This window comes from Streptomyces sp. TS71-3, from assembly GCF_018327685.1.
Classification (GTDB): Bacteria; Actinomycetota; Actinomycetes; order Streptomycetales; family Streptomycetaceae; genus Streptomyces.
This window is the reverse complement of sequence record NZ_BNEL01000001.1, coordinates 2,926,770-2,942,264: the sequence shown is the minus strand read 5'-3', so window position 1 is coordinate 2,942,264 and position 15,495 is coordinate 2,926,770. Positions and strand designations below refer to the sequence as shown.

13 protein-coding genes are annotated in these 15,495 nt (G+C 74.2%); 1 reads left to right on the top strand and 12 read right to left on the bottom strand.

The window, feature by feature from the left end; translation table 11 throughout:
- Positions 1–186 precede the first annotated feature (186 nt).
- The 10 genes from Sm713_RS11980 to Sm713_RS11935 form a co-directional block, all read right to left on the bottom strand.
- A complete protein-coding gene (locus Sm713_RS11980) occupies positions 187–798 on the bottom strand; it encodes a serine O-acetyltransferase (RefSeq protein ID WP_249416242.1) in 612 nt (203 codons plus the stop codon).
- Positions 795–2,129: an acetyl-CoA carboxylase biotin carboxylase subunit family protein gene (locus Sm713_RS11975; protein ID WP_212909607.1), complete on the bottom strand. Its 1,335-nt coding sequence runs from the start codon at positions 2,127–2,129 to the stop codon at positions 795–797. Before Sm713_RS11975 ends, Sm713_RS11980 begins: the two co-directional genes overlap by 4 nt.
- A complete protein-coding gene (locus Sm713_RS11970) occupies positions 2,122–3,117 on the bottom strand; it encodes an isopenicillin N synthase family oxygenase (protein ID WP_212909606.1) in 996 nt (331 codons plus the stop codon). Before Sm713_RS11970 ends, Sm713_RS11975 begins: the two co-directional genes overlap by 8 nt.
- Positions 3,118–3,127: 10 nt before the next feature.
- Positions 3,128–3,682 carry an NADPH-dependent FMN reductase gene (locus tag Sm713_RS11965; protein ID WP_283249772.1) on the bottom strand — a complete coding sequence of 185 codons (555 nt, stop codon included), beginning with the start codon at positions 3,680–3,682 and terminating at the stop codon, positions 3,128–3,130.
- A complete protein-coding gene (locus tag Sm713_RS11960; protein WP_212909605.1) occupies positions 3,676–7,383 on the bottom strand; it encodes an ATP-grasp domain-containing protein in 3,708 nt (1,235 codons plus the stop codon). Before Sm713_RS11960 ends, Sm713_RS11965 begins: the two co-directional genes overlap by 7 nt.
- Positions 7,371–8,165, bottom strand: a complete 795-nt coding sequence (locus tag Sm713_RS11955) for a class I SAM-dependent methyltransferase (RefSeq protein ID WP_212909604.1) — start codon at positions 8,163–8,165, stop codon at positions 7,371–7,373. Before Sm713_RS11955 ends, Sm713_RS11960 begins: the two co-directional genes overlap by 13 nt.
- Positions 8,146–9,207, bottom strand: a complete 1,062-nt coding sequence (locus tag Sm713_RS11950; RefSeq protein WP_212909603.1) for a pyridoxal-phosphate dependent enzyme — start codon at positions 9,205–9,207, stop codon at positions 8,146–8,148. Before Sm713_RS11950 ends, Sm713_RS11955 begins: the two co-directional genes overlap by 20 nt.
- Entirely contained in the window at positions 9,204–10,184 is a 981-nt protein-coding gene (locus Sm713_RS11945; RefSeq protein WP_212909602.1) for an SUMF1/EgtB/PvdO family nonheme iron enzyme, read from the bottom strand. The genes Sm713_RS11950 and Sm713_RS11945 overlap by 4 nt, the downstream gene beginning before the upstream one ends.
- On the bottom strand, positions 10,171–10,755 hold the full coding sequence (gene ribA, locus Sm713_RS11940) for a GTP cyclohydrolase II (protein WP_212911956.1): 585 nt from the start codon (positions 10,753–10,755) through the stop codon (positions 10,171–10,173). Before ribA ends, Sm713_RS11945 begins: the two co-directional genes overlap by 14 nt.
- Positions 10,756–10,826: 71 nt before the next feature.
- A complete protein-coding gene (locus Sm713_RS11935; RefSeq protein WP_212909601.1) occupies positions 10,827–12,701 on the bottom strand; it encodes a WD40 repeat domain-containing protein in 1,875 nt (624 codons plus the stop codon).
- A 623-nt stretch (positions 12,702–13,324) separates the two neighbouring features.
- Here Sm713_RS11935 and Sm713_RS11930 point away from each other — a divergent pair.
- On the top strand, positions 13,325–13,837 hold the full coding sequence (locus Sm713_RS11930) for an ATP-binding protein (protein ID WP_249416572.1): 513 nt from the start codon (positions 13,325–13,327) through the stop codon (positions 13,835–13,837).
- Between the two features lie 68 nt (positions 13,838–13,905).
- Here Sm713_RS11930 and Sm713_RS11925 read toward each other — a convergent pair whose 3' ends face one another.
- Positions 13,906–14,967 (bottom strand): hypothetical protein, encoded by a 1,062-nt coding sequence (locus Sm713_RS11925; RefSeq protein ID WP_249416241.1) that lies wholly within the window; start codon positions 14,965–14,967, stop codon positions 13,906–13,908.
- A gap of 275 nt (positions 14,968–15,242) precedes the next feature.
- Positions 15,243–15,464 (bottom strand): acyl carrier protein, encoded by a 222-nt coding sequence (locus Sm713_RS11920; protein WP_212909599.1) that lies wholly within the window; start codon positions 15,462–15,464, stop codon positions 15,243–15,245.
- Positions 15,465–15,495 lie beyond the last annotated feature (31 nt).

Sequence of the window (15,495 nt, the reverse complement as noted above, 5' to 3'; positions counted from 1 at the left end):
CGTTCAGACATCGGCGGTCTCCCCCGCGACACGTTCAGACATCGGTGGACTCCCCCGCGACACGTTCAGACATCGGCGGTCTCTCCCACGGCCGGCTCACTCATCGGCGACCTCCGCCGCGGCTCGTTCGGGCCCCCGCGGGCCCCCGCGGGCAACTTGTCATCCGCCGCCTCCCCCACAACCGGCTCACTCATCGACGGCCTCCGCCACGGCGGCCTTCGGCGCCAGCTTGTCCGTCAGGACCAGGGCGTGGGCGCTGATCCGCACGTCGTCGCCGATGGTGATCGGGCCGAGTACGGACGCGCCGGTGCCGATCGTGACGCGGTTGCCGATCTTCGGGTGGCGCTGGGCGCGCGGCCCGCCGTCCTGCCACCAGCCGCGCGAGCCGAGGGTCACGCGGTGGTAGAGCGTCACGTCGTCGCCGATCACGCAGGACTCCCCGATCACCACGCCGAACCCGTGGTCGATGAAGGCGCGCCGCCCGAGGCGCGCCCCGGGATGGACCTCCATGCCGGAGACGATCCGGCCGACCCAGGTGATCACCCCGGGCCCGATGCGGTGCCCGCGCTCGTAGAGCCGGTGCGCCAACCGGTACAGCACGAGCCCCTGCCAGGGCGCGTGCAGCACCGCCTCCGCCACGCTGCCGCGGGACGGGTCGCGTTCCAGGACGGCGTTCAGGTCCTCCTTCACCAGGCGCAGCAGGCCCGACACCCGGCCGGTGCCGCCGCGCCCGGGGGCCGGCGAGTCGCAGCGGCAGACCGCGGGGCCGCCGTGGTCGTGCAGTGCGCTGCCGGTCAACGTCCGGGCCCCCCGTCGTCGGGCGGGTCCACGGGTTCGAGGGTGAAGGCGAGGAAGTCCTCCACGGCGGCGGCGGTGGCCCTGGCCTCGTCCACGGTGTCGCCGTGGACGGTGAACGACGCCAGGTGCTGGGTGTTCCTGCGTTCTGCCGTCTGGCCCGGTCTGAAGCGCAGCGAGAGCTGCTTCAGTTCGGGGAAGCGGTGCAGGGTCTCCTCCGCGGTCGCCTGCGAGGCGATCCGCCAGGTGCCCTCGGGGATCGGGATGAAACGGAACCACGCGACCCCGGTGAAGCGGGGCGGCGGGCCGGGGGGCAGCCCGAGGGCGACGCGGGCGATCTCCGCGGCGAAGGGGTAGTCCGCGGCGATCCGCAGCATGGGCGGGGTGGGGCCGCCCGCGCGGGCGTTGACCTCAAGGACCCGCGGGCCCTGCGGGGTGAGGGCGACCTCGGTGTGCACCGCGCCGCTGGTGAGCCCGACGGCCCGGATGGCACGCTCCGCGCAGTCCACGACGGCCGCGGCGCAGGTCCCGTCGAGGCGGCTGGGCACGACGAGGCCCTCCTCGACGTAGCCGTGGCGCAGCCGCAGCCGGTCGGAGACGGCCACGTGCTCGGCCCTGCCCTCGAAGAGCAGCGACTCGACGCTGACGTAGTCGGCGTAGGGCGACTCGCCGCTGCCCTCCACCGCCATGGCCTCCTCCAGCAGGAACGTGTCGTCCTGCTGGAGGAACGGGCCGCGCACGCTCCGGGCCTCGTGCAGGGCCTCGGCCAGCTCCTCGACGGTGGCCACGCGACGCACGTTCTGGCTGCCGGCGCCGAGGGACGGCTTGAAGACGGCCGGCAGGCCGATCGCCTCGACGGCGGCCGGGATGTCGTCCTCGCCGCGCAGCGCGGCGTGCCTCGGCGAGGGCACCCCGTGCGCGGCGAACGCGGCGCGTTGCGACGCCTTGGACTGGGCGATCGCGACGGACTCGGGGCTGTTGCCGGGCAGGCCGAGGCGGTGCGCGATCCGGGCGTGCGGCAGCAGCAGCACCTCCGAGTACGTCACCACGCCCTGCACGGGCAGCCGCTCGTGGAGTGCGACGCAGGCGTCCACGGCGCCGTCGAAGTCGGGCACCTCCAGGAACTCGCCGTCCGAGACGGCCTCCTGCTTGAACATCTCCCGCAACGGCGCCGGGTCGGCCCACGCCGTGACGAACAGGACGCTGACCCGGTCGGTGACGCCGCGCACGGCGCGCAGCGCCTCCGGGGGCCGCAGCCCTCCGACGCCGACGACGAGGACCAGGTGCCCCTGCGGATCCGAGGTGCCGTCCGTGCCGGGTGCCGCGTCAGGCATGGCGGCCCACCTCCTCCTGCCGCGTGCCGCTCTCGTCCCGCCGGGTGCCGTTCCCGTCCTGCTGGGCGTCGAGGCGGTTGATGCGGTACATCGTGCGCTGGAAGACCGCGTCGGCGGTCAGGGTCGGGAAGCGCTGCGGGGCGCCGTCGCGGATGCCGGGCAGCGTGAGCGGCGTCAGCACCGACCACGGGGTCGGGTGGCAGAACTGCACGATGGACAGGCGGCCCCCGGACTGCTGGGGGTCGGCGACGACGCGGTGCACCGCCGCGCGGGCCAGGCCGTCCGTGAGGCGTTCCAGCACCATGCCGACGTTGACGACGGCGTACCCCTCGGGAGCGTCCACGCTCAGCCACTCGCCGTCCTGGTGCAGCACCTGGAGGCCGGGCGCGGTGGCCCGGGGCAGCGCGGTGATCAGGTCGAAGTCCTTGTGCTCCACGGCCCAGATGTGCTGCTCGGACGGGGCGTTCTCCATGGGGATGTACCAGGCGGCGCGGTTGACGACCGGCCCGTCGTCGAGCATCTCGGCGAAGTACTCGGGGTGCACGTGGAGCGCCTCGCCGAGCACGCCGACGACGTGCACCTGGAAGGCCTTCATGCGGGTGTGCAGCTCGGTCAGCACCTTGCCGATGCCGGGCACGAGGTCGTCCGGCATCCGGGGGTCCGGGTACCGGGCGGGGTAGCGGACGCGCAGCGGGTGCGCGGCGGGCAGCGGCGCGCCCCAGTGGAAGAGCTCCTTCCAGTCCGGTGCCGTGCCCTTCTCGGCCGTCTCGACCAGCGGCGGCGTGTACCCGGACTGGCCGTTGCTGCCGGGCACCCGGCAGCGGAGCTTGTCCTCGGCGGGCAGCGTGAAGAACTCCTCCAGCAGGCCGTAGGCGTCGTCGAGGAGGCGTTCCGGGACGGTGTTGCGTACCAGGAAGAACCCGTCGCGCAGGGCCTGGAGCACGGCGCTGGTGCCGGCCTTGCCCTGGATGTCTATCTCCTGAAGCATGGGCTGCTGCTCACTCCTTACCGGGCCGGGCGGCGGCCTGCCGGGCGTTCGCGAACGACAGCAGGTCGGCCACGAGGGCGTCCATCCGGCTGCCTATGAACTCGCTGGGTCTGCCGTCGGTGTAGTCCGAGCCTGTGGTGGCGATGTGGCTGGGGGTGGCCCAGCCGCTGATGGCGCGCACGACGGTGCGCATCTGGTCGCAGGCGGTGCCGGCGCTGCGGGGGCCGCCGCCGTTGGCGAGGATCCCCACGGGCTTGCCGGCGAACGCGGTGCCGAGCAACTGGTCCAGGAAGTTCTTCAGCAGCCCGCTGTAGGAGCCGTGGTAGACGGGCGTCGCCAGGACGATGCCGTCGGCCTCGGCCACCCTCTCGCGCACCGCCGCCGTCTGCCCGCCCGGGTCGGGGTCGTCGTAGTCGGCCAGGTCGTGCGGCTCCCGGAACTCGGTGGCCAGGTCGATCAGGCGGAACTGCGCACCGGCCGCGCGCACCCGCTCGGCCACGCCTTCGAGCCCGGCGCGGGCGCCGGAGTTCTTGGAGGCGCTGCCGAGGATTCCGAGGATCAGCAAGGCTCCTGCCTTCCCTTGGTTCCGGTGGTCGGGTCCGCTGTGCCGGTGGTCCCCGTCGTCGGGTCCGGTGTGCCGGCCGGGTCGGACAGCGGCTTCATGACGATGCGGACGCCGCCCTCGGCCGCGGTGATGAGGCGGCCCACCTCGGCGGCGGAGGACTCCGCGAACACGTGGGTGCTCAGGCCCGTTCCCGAGAAGTTGGAACGGGGCACGGTGCCCCCGATCCCCGTCAGCAGCTCCCGGTGGTAGGCGCGGCCGGCCACGGCGGAGTCGTCGAACTCCGCCAGCACGCCGCCCGCCGAGTAGTGCACGACCCAGCCCGCGTGGGCGGCGACGGGTTCGCGCGCCAGCGTCCTGGGGTCCTCGCCCGCGTCGATGAGGACCTTGGCGTGCCGCAGGTCGATGCCCCGGGTCGCGACGAACGCGGGCACCACACCGGCGCCGCCGGGACGGCCCGCCACCTCGCAGAACACCAGCTCGTCGCCCTCCGCGAACGCCTCCAGGTGGAGGGTAGCGGAGCGCATCCGCCAGGCGCCGACGACACGTTCCAGCAGAGCGCCCGCCCGCTCCCGCAGCACGGGGTCGTCGACGGTCTCCGACGACAGCGGGCGGCCCCGGGTGAGCGCCAGGGTGTCGGTGCGGTAGAGGGAGACGTCCCACGCGACGACGGCGCCCTCGTGGACCAGCGCGTCGATGTGGCACATCGGTGCGGACACCCGGCGCTCCGCCAGGAAGCCGCCCGGCACGAAGCGCTCGTCGAGCCACCGCCGCAGCCCGGCGGGGTCGGCGCAGACCGACACGCCCTGCGAACCGGACAGTTCCCTGGGCTTGAGCACCACGGCACCGTACCGGTCGAGGAGTTGCCGCGCGTCGGCTTCCTCGTACACCACCCTGCCGTCGGCGTGCGGGATGCCGGCGCGGCGTGCGAGGCGCTTCATCTCGGCCTTGTCCACCAGGCTCCGGGTGAACGGGCTGGTGTCCCCGGGCAGCCCGAGGCTCTCGCGCAGCGCGGCGACGGGGGCGAGCAGCCGTTCCGAGGCGGCGGCGATGCGGTGCACCGGGTTGCTCCGGTGCAGGTGCCGCACGAGCCGCACCACCTCGGGCTCGTCGAAGACGTCGGTGCGCACGGCGAGGTCCGTGGGCGCGCTGCCCGGCCCGACGACCCGCGCCCCGCCGCTGAGGACGCTCACCCGGAAGCGCTCGGGCGGCAGCAGCGGCGAGCCGTCCTCCCGCGTCCAGGTGGCGGAGCCGATCCTGTCGACGATCACGACATGGGTGCGGTCCATCGGGGTGTGGCGGAACGTCAGGGACGCCTCCACCCGCCGGGCCGCCGCCTCGCAGGCCGCCGCGTCGGGGCCCGCCACGGCATAGCTGAGGCGGGCGGCCCGCTCGGGTCCCGCGTGCACGTCTCCGGCGGCCAGCGGGGCGTGCGCGTAGGCGACCTCGGGGTGGTCGCAGAGGTCGTCCGCGGTGCTGGCCGCCACCACGCGGAAGTCGCCGGGCGGGGCGGCCAGGACGCGCAGCAGGGCCGCGCGCCGGGCCGGCCCCGGTGACCGCACCGGGTTGCCGAGCGCGGCGGAGACCGCGCGGGCCACCGCGTCCCCGGCGTGCGCGGCGTCGTGCACCGCGCGGGTGGCCTCGTCGAGGCCGGGCGACACGGCGACGGGGACAGGGGCGGGGGCGGCCTCCTGAGAGCCGGGGATGTCGCCGGCCCCGGTGGCGAAGAAGCAGCGGACGGTGCCCGTGGTGACGCCCGCCGCGGTGACGGCGCGTTCGGCGGCGGCCCGCAGGCCCTCCCGCGCGGCGGCGGGCAGCGCGGAGGGGCACCGCAGGGTGCGGTGCCCGTCGGCGTCGCTGCCGAGGTCGTCGACGACGTCGAGGTGGTGGACGGTGCCGCCGGCGACCAGACAGAGCACGAGGTGGCCGGGACCGGGGGGTGCCGTGGCGGCTTCCCGGCCCGCCGTGGCGTGGACCGCCGCCGTGCCGGCCGGCGCGGAGGTCGTGGGAGCGGTGTGATCCGGGCCCGCGGCACCGCTCGCGTCCGCGGCGAGCCGGTCCCGCAGCGCCGCGAGGCCGGGTGCGAAGGCGACCACGGCCGCGACGGGGTGCTCCCGCCCCAGCTCGCGCAGCGCCTCCGCGGCGCCGGCGCCGCCGGGCGCGTGCCGCCACGCGCCCGCGTACCGGCGCTCCCAGCCGTCCCGCACGCCGGGCGGCGCCTGGTCGGCGCCGCACCAGAGCACGCTGACGTGGCCGGTGGCCGCTCCCGCGGCGGCGAGCACCCGGTCGGGGTGCGGCCCCCCGGCGCCGGCGTCGAGCAGCAGCACCACGTGCGGCCCGTACCGGTCCGTGCGGGCCGCGGGGTCGTCGGGGGCGGCCTCGGTCCGGGCGGACCCGGCGCCGGCCGGCTGCCCGGCGGGTGCGGGTGCCCCGGGCCCACCGGCTCCGTGCACCGCCCGCCCGCCGTGCGCCCCGTCCCCGTCCTCGCCGTGCGCCTCGTCGACCGCCAACCCCTCCTGGATACGGGCGAACGCCTCGTCCGCCGCGCGGGCCGCGGCCTCGCGGGTGAAGCCCTGGGCCAGGACGTAGCCGATCCTGTCGTGGTTCGCCCGCGCGGGCCGCACCCGGTCGCCCGGACGCACCGTGAGATGGCAGTCGGTGACCGCGTCCGGCAGGTCCGCGGGGACCCCGGCGGAGCGCACGGTGCCGTGGCGTGCGCTGGTGAGGTTCCGCAGGGCGACGTACGCGACGGGCTCCGCGGGCTCGTCCACCCTGTTCCCCGTGCACAGGGCGGCCAGGTCGAGCGGGAGCGAGCGGTCCAGCGCCAGGTTCATCTGGCGGGGGACCACGTAGCCCGGCGCGCGGCCGTTGACCTCGATCAGCTCGGGCCCGGTCGCGGTCAGCACCATCTCGATGTGCAGGGCGCTGTCGCGGATGCCCAGGGTGCGGACGATGTCGAAGGCGAACCGCCGGGCCGCGCCGCGCTGCTCGAACCTGGCTGGGAAGTAGCCGCCGAGCTCGACGGCGTTGTCCGCGCGGGACGGCAGCAGCTCGCCGAAGCCGAGCAGCATCGGCCGCCCGTGCTGCACCAGCAGTTGCGCGGCGACGGCGCGGCCGGCCACGTACTCCTCGACGAGCAGCCGCTTGACGTGCGCCCGCTGAAGGGCACCGGCGAGGACGCGGGCGGCCTGCTCCGCGTTCCAGACCACCGAGACGTCCACGGACATGCGGCCCGCGACGGGCTTGACGACGACGGGGTAGCCGATGGCGTCCGCGGCGCTCAGCCCCTCCTCGGGGGTGTGGACCGCTGCCCAGCGGAGCGACCCGAGGCCGGCCGCGGTGAGGCGCTCGCGCACCGCGGCCTTGTCGGTGAGCAGCCGCAGGGTGGCGACGGGCTCGTGCGGCAGGCCGAGGTCGCGGGCGAGGCACGCGGAGACGACGAGGTAGTGGTCGTGGACGCAGAGCACCCCGTCGGGCGGGTGGGGCCCGAGGCGGCCCCGGACGGCCGCCGCCAGGTCCTCGTTGTCGCGCATCCCGGGGATCTCGATGACGCGCGCCGCGAGCTTGTGCCGCTCGAAGCCCTGGGTGCCCGCGTAGTTCGCCAGGCTCTCGGTGAGGAAGGAGACCTCGTGCCCGGCCGCCACCAGGTCCTCGACGTAGTCGAAGCTGCGCGGCGCGCTGGCCTCCACCATCACGATATGCACGGCTCACCCCCCGAGGTCCGGGTGAAGGCGAGCGTCAGGTACTTCAGCCAGTGGCCCTCGTACTGGAAGTTGCGGTCGACCTCCTCGCTGCCGGAGAAGGCGAGGCCGCACGCCTCGAACAGCGCGGTGACCGCCTCCTCGGTCAGCCACCAGTTGTGGCGGCCGTCAGCGAGTTGCTTGGTGACCACGTCGCCGTCCGGACTGAGGAAGATGTTGACCGCCCAGACGCCGCCCGGGCGCAGCAGGCGCGCGCCGTGCCGCACCCAGGGCTCCCAGTCGTCGCGGCGCTGGTGGTGCAGGCAGCCGCCGTCCACGAGCAGGTCCATGGGCCCGTCGTGGAAGTCGAGGAAGTCGCCCTGCCGGAAGAGGAGCGAGCCGCGCTCGACGGCCGGCGGGTCCCACACGTCGAGCAGGTCGAGCCCGACGACGTCGGCGTCGAGGTCCTCGGCGAACTCGGCCGTCTGGTAGCCGCGCCCGCAGCCGATGTCCAGGACGCGCCGCCGCTTGCCGGGGGCGGCGGCGGGCGCCGACTCCACGATGAACTCGGTCACCCGGGACTTGACCCCGCCCTTGCTCCAGGAGTCGCGGCCCGAGGAGTACCACTGCTGGAAGGAGTCGGCCACCGTCTTCCGGTAGGACTCGTAGGCGTCGGGCCCGGCGGGTTCGCTGGGCTTGCCGGACTCGCTCGGCCTGCCGGGCTCGGTCGGCTTGCCGGACTCGCTCGGCCTTGCGGACTCGGTGGGCCCGTCGGGCTCCGTGGCTTCAGTGCTGTGCGAGGGCATCGGCCCACTCCTCCTTCGTTCCGCGGGAGGCGGCGACGGCCACCGCGCTGCGTCCTGCGCGCCCGCTGTCCACCACGTCGGACGCGGCCAGCCAGGCGCCCGCGCCGCTGCCGCAGACGGCGAGGCCGTGTTCCGACCTGAGCGCCCGCATGGCCTGCTGCGCGCGGGGCAGCGGGACGGTACGGAAGGTGAACTCCGCGTCCCACGGCGCCAGCAGCGGCTGCCGCAGGCCGTAGCCCAGGCCGCCGGTGCCCTTCATGCCGGGCTTGCCGGCCGGCGGCTTGAGGTCGCCGTACGGCCCCTCCTCGGGGAACACCGCGAGGACCTCGCAGTCGGGCCAGACGTCGCGCAGCGCCCAGGTGACGCCGAGCAGGGTGCCGCCGGTGCCGACGGACGACGCGAACGCCGCGGGTTCGGCGCCCGCCGCGGTGAGCTGGCGGACGATCTCGTGCCCGGTCAGCCGCCGGTGCATGGCCACGGCCTCGGCGGCGCAGTGCTGGAACAGCAGGTGGCGCCCCTCCTCCTCGGCCACCCGGACGGCCTTGTCCATGGCGCCGAGGAACCCGGTGCCGTCGTCGCCCTTGGAGACGGTGGCCCCGGCGCGGCGCAGCGCGTCGTTGACGCTGTCGGGCGAGAAGTGCCCGACCACGACGTGCAGGTCGAAGCCGAGCACCGCGCAGAACTCGGCGAGCGCGAACGCGAGGCTGCCGCTGGAGTACTCCACGAGCCGCAGGTCCTCCGCGCCGTACCGTGCGACGGCGCCGCACAGCAGCGCGTAGGCGGTGCGTGCCTTGACGCTCCCGGTGTCGTTGCCGGACTCCGCCTTGACCCACACGGTGCCGCGGCCCTGCGCGCTCGGCACGGGCACGAGCGGGGTGTCGCCGACGGCGGGCCGCAGCGCGGCCAGCTCCGGCAGGGCCGCGTGCGCCTTCTCCTCCAGTTCGGCGAAGGACAGCGAGGCGACGTCGTCCGGTGCGGGCGCGCGCCGGGACAGTGCCGCGGTGAGGGCGGGCGGCGCGGCGGGGGTGCCGGGGCCGGTCATGAGGGACGCTCGCTGGTCGCGAGGCGGAACCCCACCGGGTACAGCGGCCCGGGGAAGGCGCCGTGCCGGCGCCGGGTGCGGGCCAGGTCGCCGAAGCGCGAGAAGCTCCCGCCGCGCGCGACCCGGTAGCCGCCCATCGTCTCCACCAGGTGGTCGGCGACGAACGGCCCCGACGGGTAGGGGACGTAGTCGTCGGCGACGAACTCCTCGACGTTTCCGGCCATGTCATGGGCTCCGTACGGTGAGCGTCCGGCCGGGAAGGCGCCGACCGGGGACGTGGTGTGCACTCCGGACTCGCGGGTGTTGCAGGCGCCGGGGTCGAAGGTGTCGCCCCACGGGTAGGCGCGTCCGTCCCCGCCCTTGGCCGCGTGCTCCCACTCGGCCTCGGTGGGCAGCCGCCAGGGGTGCCCGGTCCGCTCGGTGAGCCACTGCGCGTACAGGTCGGCGTCGGCGGGCTGGATGCCCGCGACGGGGTGGTTGGCACGCTCCCAGGGGTAGGCGCCGAGGTACCAGGTGGTGGGGCGGGGCCCGTGCCCGGTGTCGGCGAGGAAGGCGCGGTACTCGGTGTTGGTGACGGGGTAGGTGCAGAGCCGGAAGTCGTCGAGGGTGACGGTGTGTTCCGGCGTCTCCTTCTCGATCCACTCCGCGACGACGCCGACGTGCTCCCAGTCCGCGACCACGGCGGCGACGTCCGCCGCCGCGAGCCCGAGGGTGACCTGCCCGCCGGGGACGTGGACGGTGGCGGGCACCGGGCGAAGCCGCGGGTCGCCGGTGAGCGCCAGCAGGGCGCCGGCGGCCAGCCGCTCGGGCAGCGCCGCGGCGGGGTCCTCGACGGTTCGCGCCAGCCGGGCCGGGTCCGCGGCGGCCTCACCGAGGAGGCGTCCGCGGTCTGCCTCGGGCAGGTGCACCAGCGCGGGCGAGGCCAGCTCCGCGTACTCCTTGAAGTGCGGTGACTCGGCGACCTCACTCAGCTTCATGCGTGCCCGCCCTTTCGGTGTCCAGCGTGTGGCCGCCGGACTCGGCCTTCGTCGACAGGTAGCGGATGTTCTCCGGGGTCATGTGGACGTGCGTGGGGATCACCTCCACGACCTCTATGCCGTGGGCCTGGAGCTGGCTGACCTTGTCGGGGTTGTTGGTCAGCAGCCTGATGCGGGTCTGCCCGAGCGCCTTCAGCATGGCGGCGGCCACGCCGTAGTCGCGCTCGTCGGAGCCGCGGCCCAGCATGCGGTTGGCCTCGAAGGTGTCGGCGCCCTGGTCCTGGAGGACGTAGGCGTCGAGCTTGTTGTAGAGGCCGATGCCGCGGCCTTCCTGGCGCAGGTAGAGGAGGGTGCCGCCCTCCTTGCCGATGAGTTCGAGGGCCTCGTCGAGCTGGGGGCCGCAGTCGCAGCGCTCGGAGCCGAAGAGGTCGCCGGTGAGGCACTCGCTGTGCAGGCGCACCAGCGGGGCGCGGCCCGCGGCGGGCGGCAGCGCGCACGCCACGTGCTCGCCGGGCTCGGGCAGGCCGCCGAAGGTGATCAGCTCGGCGCGGCGGCCGAGGACGCGGGCCATGGTGAAGGCGACGCGGGTGCGGACGGTCGCGGGGCTCTCGCCGACCTCGGAGGGCCGGGACGGTGTGACGGTCACTTGGCGGCTCCCGTCGTGGCGGTGGCATCCGCCGTGCCGGCGCCGGCCACGAGGTCCTGGATCCACCAGGAGCGGCCGACGTGCGGCAGCTCGTCTCCCGGGCGGTGCTCGACGAGGGTGATCCGGCCGTCCCAGCCGGCGACGGCCACCCGGGACCCGTCCACCTGGACCATGCACGACAGGCCCTGGCCGAACTCGTCCAGCACGTGCCCGGCCGCCAGCACGTCGCCGTCGGCGAAGTCCACGGGCCAGGCGTAGAGGGCGAAGTCGTAGGAGCCGGCCAGCACGAACGCCTCCTGTCCGGCGCCGAGCAGCGCCACGCACTTCACGGACTCGTCGGAGCCGAGCAGGGTCCGCACGGCGTCGGCGCGCAGGCCGCCGCCGGGTGCCCGCGAGAGCCTGCCCACCTTGACGGTGTGGTCGCGTGCCGCGCTCGCGGCGAGCGAGTCGCCGAGCGAGGCGACGGCGTTGACGAGGTTGCCGTGCTCCCAGAGCACGGTCCGCTCGTGGAGGCCGCCGGCGGCGACGGTGCGGTCGGTCGCGGCGGAGTAGAAGCCCGCATCAGCGGCCGGGGCCAGCGACTTGACCGAGCCGCCGTGCGCCTGGGTCCGCTCGCGCACGGCGAGGCCGTCCGGGTCGAGCGCGATGAGCTCGCCGTTGTAGGTGCCGGCGATCAGCCGGTCGCCGTCCAGACAGAGCGACGGTACGGGAGCGCCGAGCTGGTCGCTGACGAGGCGCCCGCCGTCGTGGCGCACCACGTGGCCGGAGTACGTGCCCGCGTAGACGACGCCGTCGTGCACGGCGAGGGAGAGGATCGGGCCGTCCGCGAGGTCGAGGAGGCGGTCCGCCGGGCCCCCGGCGGCGGTGAGCCGCAGGACGGCCACGGTGCCGGAGTCGCAGCCGACGAACAGCTCGTCGCCGGCGGCGGCCAGGGCGTTCGGGCCGTGCGTGGGCTCGCCCGGTGCGGCGAGCTCGTCCGCGGTGTCGAAGGCGAGGATGTGGGGACCGCTGTGGAAGCTGCCCGCGGCCACCAGCGGCCCGGCGGCGGCCACGGAACGCGGCCAGAGGCGGGCGTCGTCGACGCGGTGGAGGCGTTCGCCCCGGGTGGTGAAGAAGTGCAGCGAGCCGTCGTAGGCGCCGACCACGAAGCGGGTGTCGTCGGCGGACCAGCTCACGCACCGGGCGGCCGACGTGGACACCTGGACCGTGCGCAGCAGGTCGAGCTTGACGGTGAGCAGGTCCACGGAGCCGTCGTCGCGGGCGACGGCGAGGGTGTCGCCGCGGCCCGACCAGGCACACCCCTCGACGGAGGAGTCGTATCTGCGGAAGACCGGATCCCCGGAGGAGTCCGGGTCGTGGACCGCCACGAGGCCGTCCTCGCCGACGGTGGCGACGAGCCCGTCCTTGCTGACGGAGACCATCATGCAGTGCGCCTCGTGGGAGCCGACCTCCCCGAGGAAGCGGCTCTCGCGGGCCTCCCACAGGGTGGCCCGGCCGTCCTCGGAGACGCAGATCAGCCGGCGGCCGTCCGGCATCCACGCCACGGAGTTGATGTCGTCGGTGTGCCGGGCGAGCACGCTGACGATGGTGGCCGGGCCGTCGTCGGGGACGCTCCAGACCGTGACGGTCTTGTCCGCGGACGCGGTGGCGAGCAGGTCGGGCGCGGCCGGGTTCCAGGCCGACGCGTTGACGAGGCGGCGGTGCTTCAACCGCGCCGTGCGGGAGGGATGACGGGGATCCGAGGTGTCCCAGACGATGACGGTTCCGTCGTAGGAGCAGCTCGCGAGCCTCTTCGCGTCGTCGCGGAAACCGACATGGGTGATCGGTGCACTGTGACCGGAGGCGGTGTGGGGCATCGTTATCGGGCGCATCTGAGTGAACCCCTCAATGTCCTGGGAAGCGCCGGGGCGCAGATCGACTCGACGTTGGGTGCGTCGATTGGTCAGTCGATACGGTCGATTGTCAGTCGATTGATCTAGAAAATGCTGGGGGTGTTACGTATGCGTCTCATGTCATGCACGTAGACGGTGCTACTACGGCTCTGTAACTTCCCGTAGGCACAGCGGAATTGATCCTCTTGTGAGTGAGGTCACACCCTTGTGCTCCGGGGGCGCGTCGTATACAGGGGGACGCGTGGGGCCCCGTGGAAGCGACGGGACGGATATCCGTCCCCGACGGACATCCACCCGCAGGATCGGCCGTCCGCTACGATCAGGACATGTGCTGCTGTGCTCCCATGACCACGACCGCCGCTTAGCGGCGGTCCCGCGGTTTCCGTAACCGCGGCCATTGCCTGCCCCCCCGTGCGGGGCAGTGCGAGGACGTACCGCCGGATCAGTGTCCTGCCGGCAGTCACTCGTATTCCTGTGATGCCGGGCCATCCTGCCTGATCAGGGAAGTCATGTCTCAGTCACAGCATTTCGATGCCCAGCACCCGCATTCCGCCGGACCCGGCGCCACGCGGCACCCGCGTGCCGCCGCCACCCTGCTCCTGATGGTCGGGCTCCCCGGGGCCGGGAAGACCACCCGTGCCAAGGAGCTCGCCGCGACCCACCGGGCGCTGCGGCTGACCCCGGATCACTGGATGATCCCGCTGTTCGGCGATTCGATGGCCGACGGCAAGCGCTGGGTGCTCGAAGGGCGGCTCATCTCGGTCGCGCTACAGGCGCTGCGGCTGGGGACCAGCGTCGTACTCGACTTCGGGCTCTGGAGCCGCGACGAACGGTCGGCACTGCGCTGGCTGGCCGGCTCGGTCGGGGCGTCATGCCGGGTGGTCTACCTGCCCGTGGACAGGGACGTCCAGGTCGCCCGCATCGCGCACCGCCAGGAAACGACACCCCATCAGACGTTCCCGATGACCGAGGCCGACCTGGACGCCTGGCGGGAGCGGTTCGAGGTGCCCGACGCCGCCGAACTCGACGGCGGGGAGCTTCCCGCCCCGCCGGCGGGCTGGCCGGGCTGGCTGGAGTGGACGGTGGCCACCTGGCCCACGTGCACGGACATCTGACCCGGACGGCCCGCCGATCGGCCACCGGTCCTTCGGACAACAGGGCCGCTTCGCCCCCGGCCCACGTCCTACTCGTACATCACGTACTCCGGCTGCGGCCGCAGGGCCAGGACGTCCTTCGGGGACATCAGCCCCGTGCCGCCCCGCGTGTCCTCGTCGTAGAAGAGCTTGAAGCCGGTGTGCAGGCCGTCGGGCATGTTCCGCACCAGCCGGTGCCAGGTGGCGCGCTTCAGGCCCGGCGAACCTATGCCGTCCGCGCTCATGATCGGCACCACGCCGGGGTGGGGCCGCAGGGAACCCCTGTCGCCGACCACGGAGGTGGCCACCTCGTGGAAGACGAGGGGCTTCTCGGGGAGGTGGTGGTCGTCGATCAGGCCCGACAGGTAGTGCGCGACGGAGTTGAGCTCGCCGCCGTCGGTGTAGCCGTAGGTGTTGCCCGGCACCTGGCCGGGCCCCATCTCCCACTCCGGGTCGAGCGCCACGCCGACGTCGGGGTGCACGAGCCAGTCGTGCAGCGCCTTCACCTCGTCGAGGACGGAGGCCCGGCCCGGCTGGATGTTCAGCAGCAGCATCGCGCGGTGCTTGCGGGCGAGTTCGTGGAAGCGGCCTATGGTGTCGTCCGGCGTACGGGTCCGGTAGGTGCCGTCCGGGCCCGGGCTGGCGTCGGCGACGCACGCCAGCAGCTCGAACACCGGCAAGGCCGTGCGTCCGCCGCTGTAGGCGTGGGCCCGCTCCTCTATCTCGTCCGCCCGCTGCTCGGGGTCGCCCGTGCCGAGCCGGCCGAGGGCGGCGGCACCGGGCAGGCCGCAGTAGCCGAAGAGCCGGTGGGCGGGGAACAGCGTCCGGCCGCCGCGGGGCAGCTCGGGCGGTGGTTTCGGGGTCGGCGAGGGTGAGGGCGAGTGCGAGGGAGAGGGCGAACGACGCCCTGATGAGCTCGCCTTGGGGTCGGACGCGCCGTTCGCGACGCCCGTCTCGCCGCAGCCGGCGAGCAGGCCGACGGCGGCCAGTGCGCCCGGCACCGCGGCGGCGAGGATGCTCCGCCGGCTCGGCGCGGCGCCCGCGTCCCCCCGGGTTCGGTTTCGGTGGTCTTCCTGAAGTCCTGCGGGCCTGCTGGTCATCTGGTCCGCCACGTCGCCTCCATGCCCGTGGTCCGCGGGGGAGTCCGTGTCCCGTTGCGCTTCCGCGCCCCCGTTCCGGTTCCGTGCCGATGCGTCTGTCCCGTCATGCTCGCGCCAAACGCGGGTGCAGGCTACACACCTCGCTGTCCTGCGCTTTCGGCCGCGGTGGCACAGGGATCACCGCCTGCGGCCGATCGGTCCCGGATCCTCCGGATGCATGGTGGTCCGGACGCGGGGGCAGGCGACCGCCGCGTCCGGATGTTGTGGTCCTCCCCCGCCCGGAACGGTCAGCCGCCGCCCTGGAGGCGCCCGGTCAGCATCTGCTCGGCCCGCCGCACGCGGTCCCCGTCCTCGGCCTGGATGGACTGGAGGAACCCGGAGAGCTCGTCGTCACCGGCCTTGCGCGCGTCCTCGATGTACATCTCCAGCGTCGCCGACTCCTTCAGCGTGTGGTACAGCAGGCTGACCAGGTCGTACGTCCTGTGGGTCATCTGCGTCTCGGTGGTCATGGTCCACTCCCTCCGTCTCCTCGCTGGAGCC

What these genes read in the sequence shown, in the direction of transcription:
- Sm713_RS11970 (WP_212909606.1), bottom strand. Translation starts at nt 3,117, where the DNA reads ATGCTTCAGGAGATAGACATCCAGGGCAAGGCCGGCACCAGCGCCGTG.
- Sm713_RS11935 (WP_212909601.1), bottom strand. Translation starts at nt 12,701, where the DNA reads ATGCGCCCGATAACGATGCCCCACACCGCCTCCGGTCACAGTGCACCG.
- Sm713_RS11950 (WP_212909603.1), bottom strand. Translation starts at nt 9,207, where the DNA reads ATGACCGGCCCCGGCACCCCCGCCGCGCCGCCCGCCCTCACCGCGGCA.
- Sm713_RS11930 (WP_249416572.1), top strand. Translation starts at nt 13,325, where the DNA reads ATGGTCGGGCTCCCCGGGGCCGGGAAGACCACCCGTGCCAAGGAGCTC.
- Sm713_RS11955 (WP_212909604.1), bottom strand. Translation starts at nt 8,165, where the DNA reads ATGCCCTCGCACAGCACTGAAGCCACGGAGCCCGACGGGCCCACCGAG.
- Sm713_RS11975 (WP_212909607.1), bottom strand. Translation starts at nt 2,129, where the DNA reads ATGCCTGACGCGGCACCCGGCACGGACGGCACCTCGGATCCGCAGGGG.
- Sm713_RS11920 (WP_212909599.1), bottom strand. Translation starts at nt 15,464, where the DNA reads ATGACCACCGAGACGCAGATGACCCACAGGACGTACGACCTGGTCAGC.
- Sm713_RS11945 (WP_212909602.1), bottom strand. Translation starts at nt 10,184, where the DNA reads ATGAAGCTGAGTGAGGTCGCCGAGTCACCGCACTTCAAGGAGTACGCG.
- ribA (WP_212911956.1), bottom strand. Translation starts at nt 10,755, where the DNA reads ATGGCCCGCGTCCTCGGCCGCCGCGCCGAGCTGATCACCTTCGGCGGC.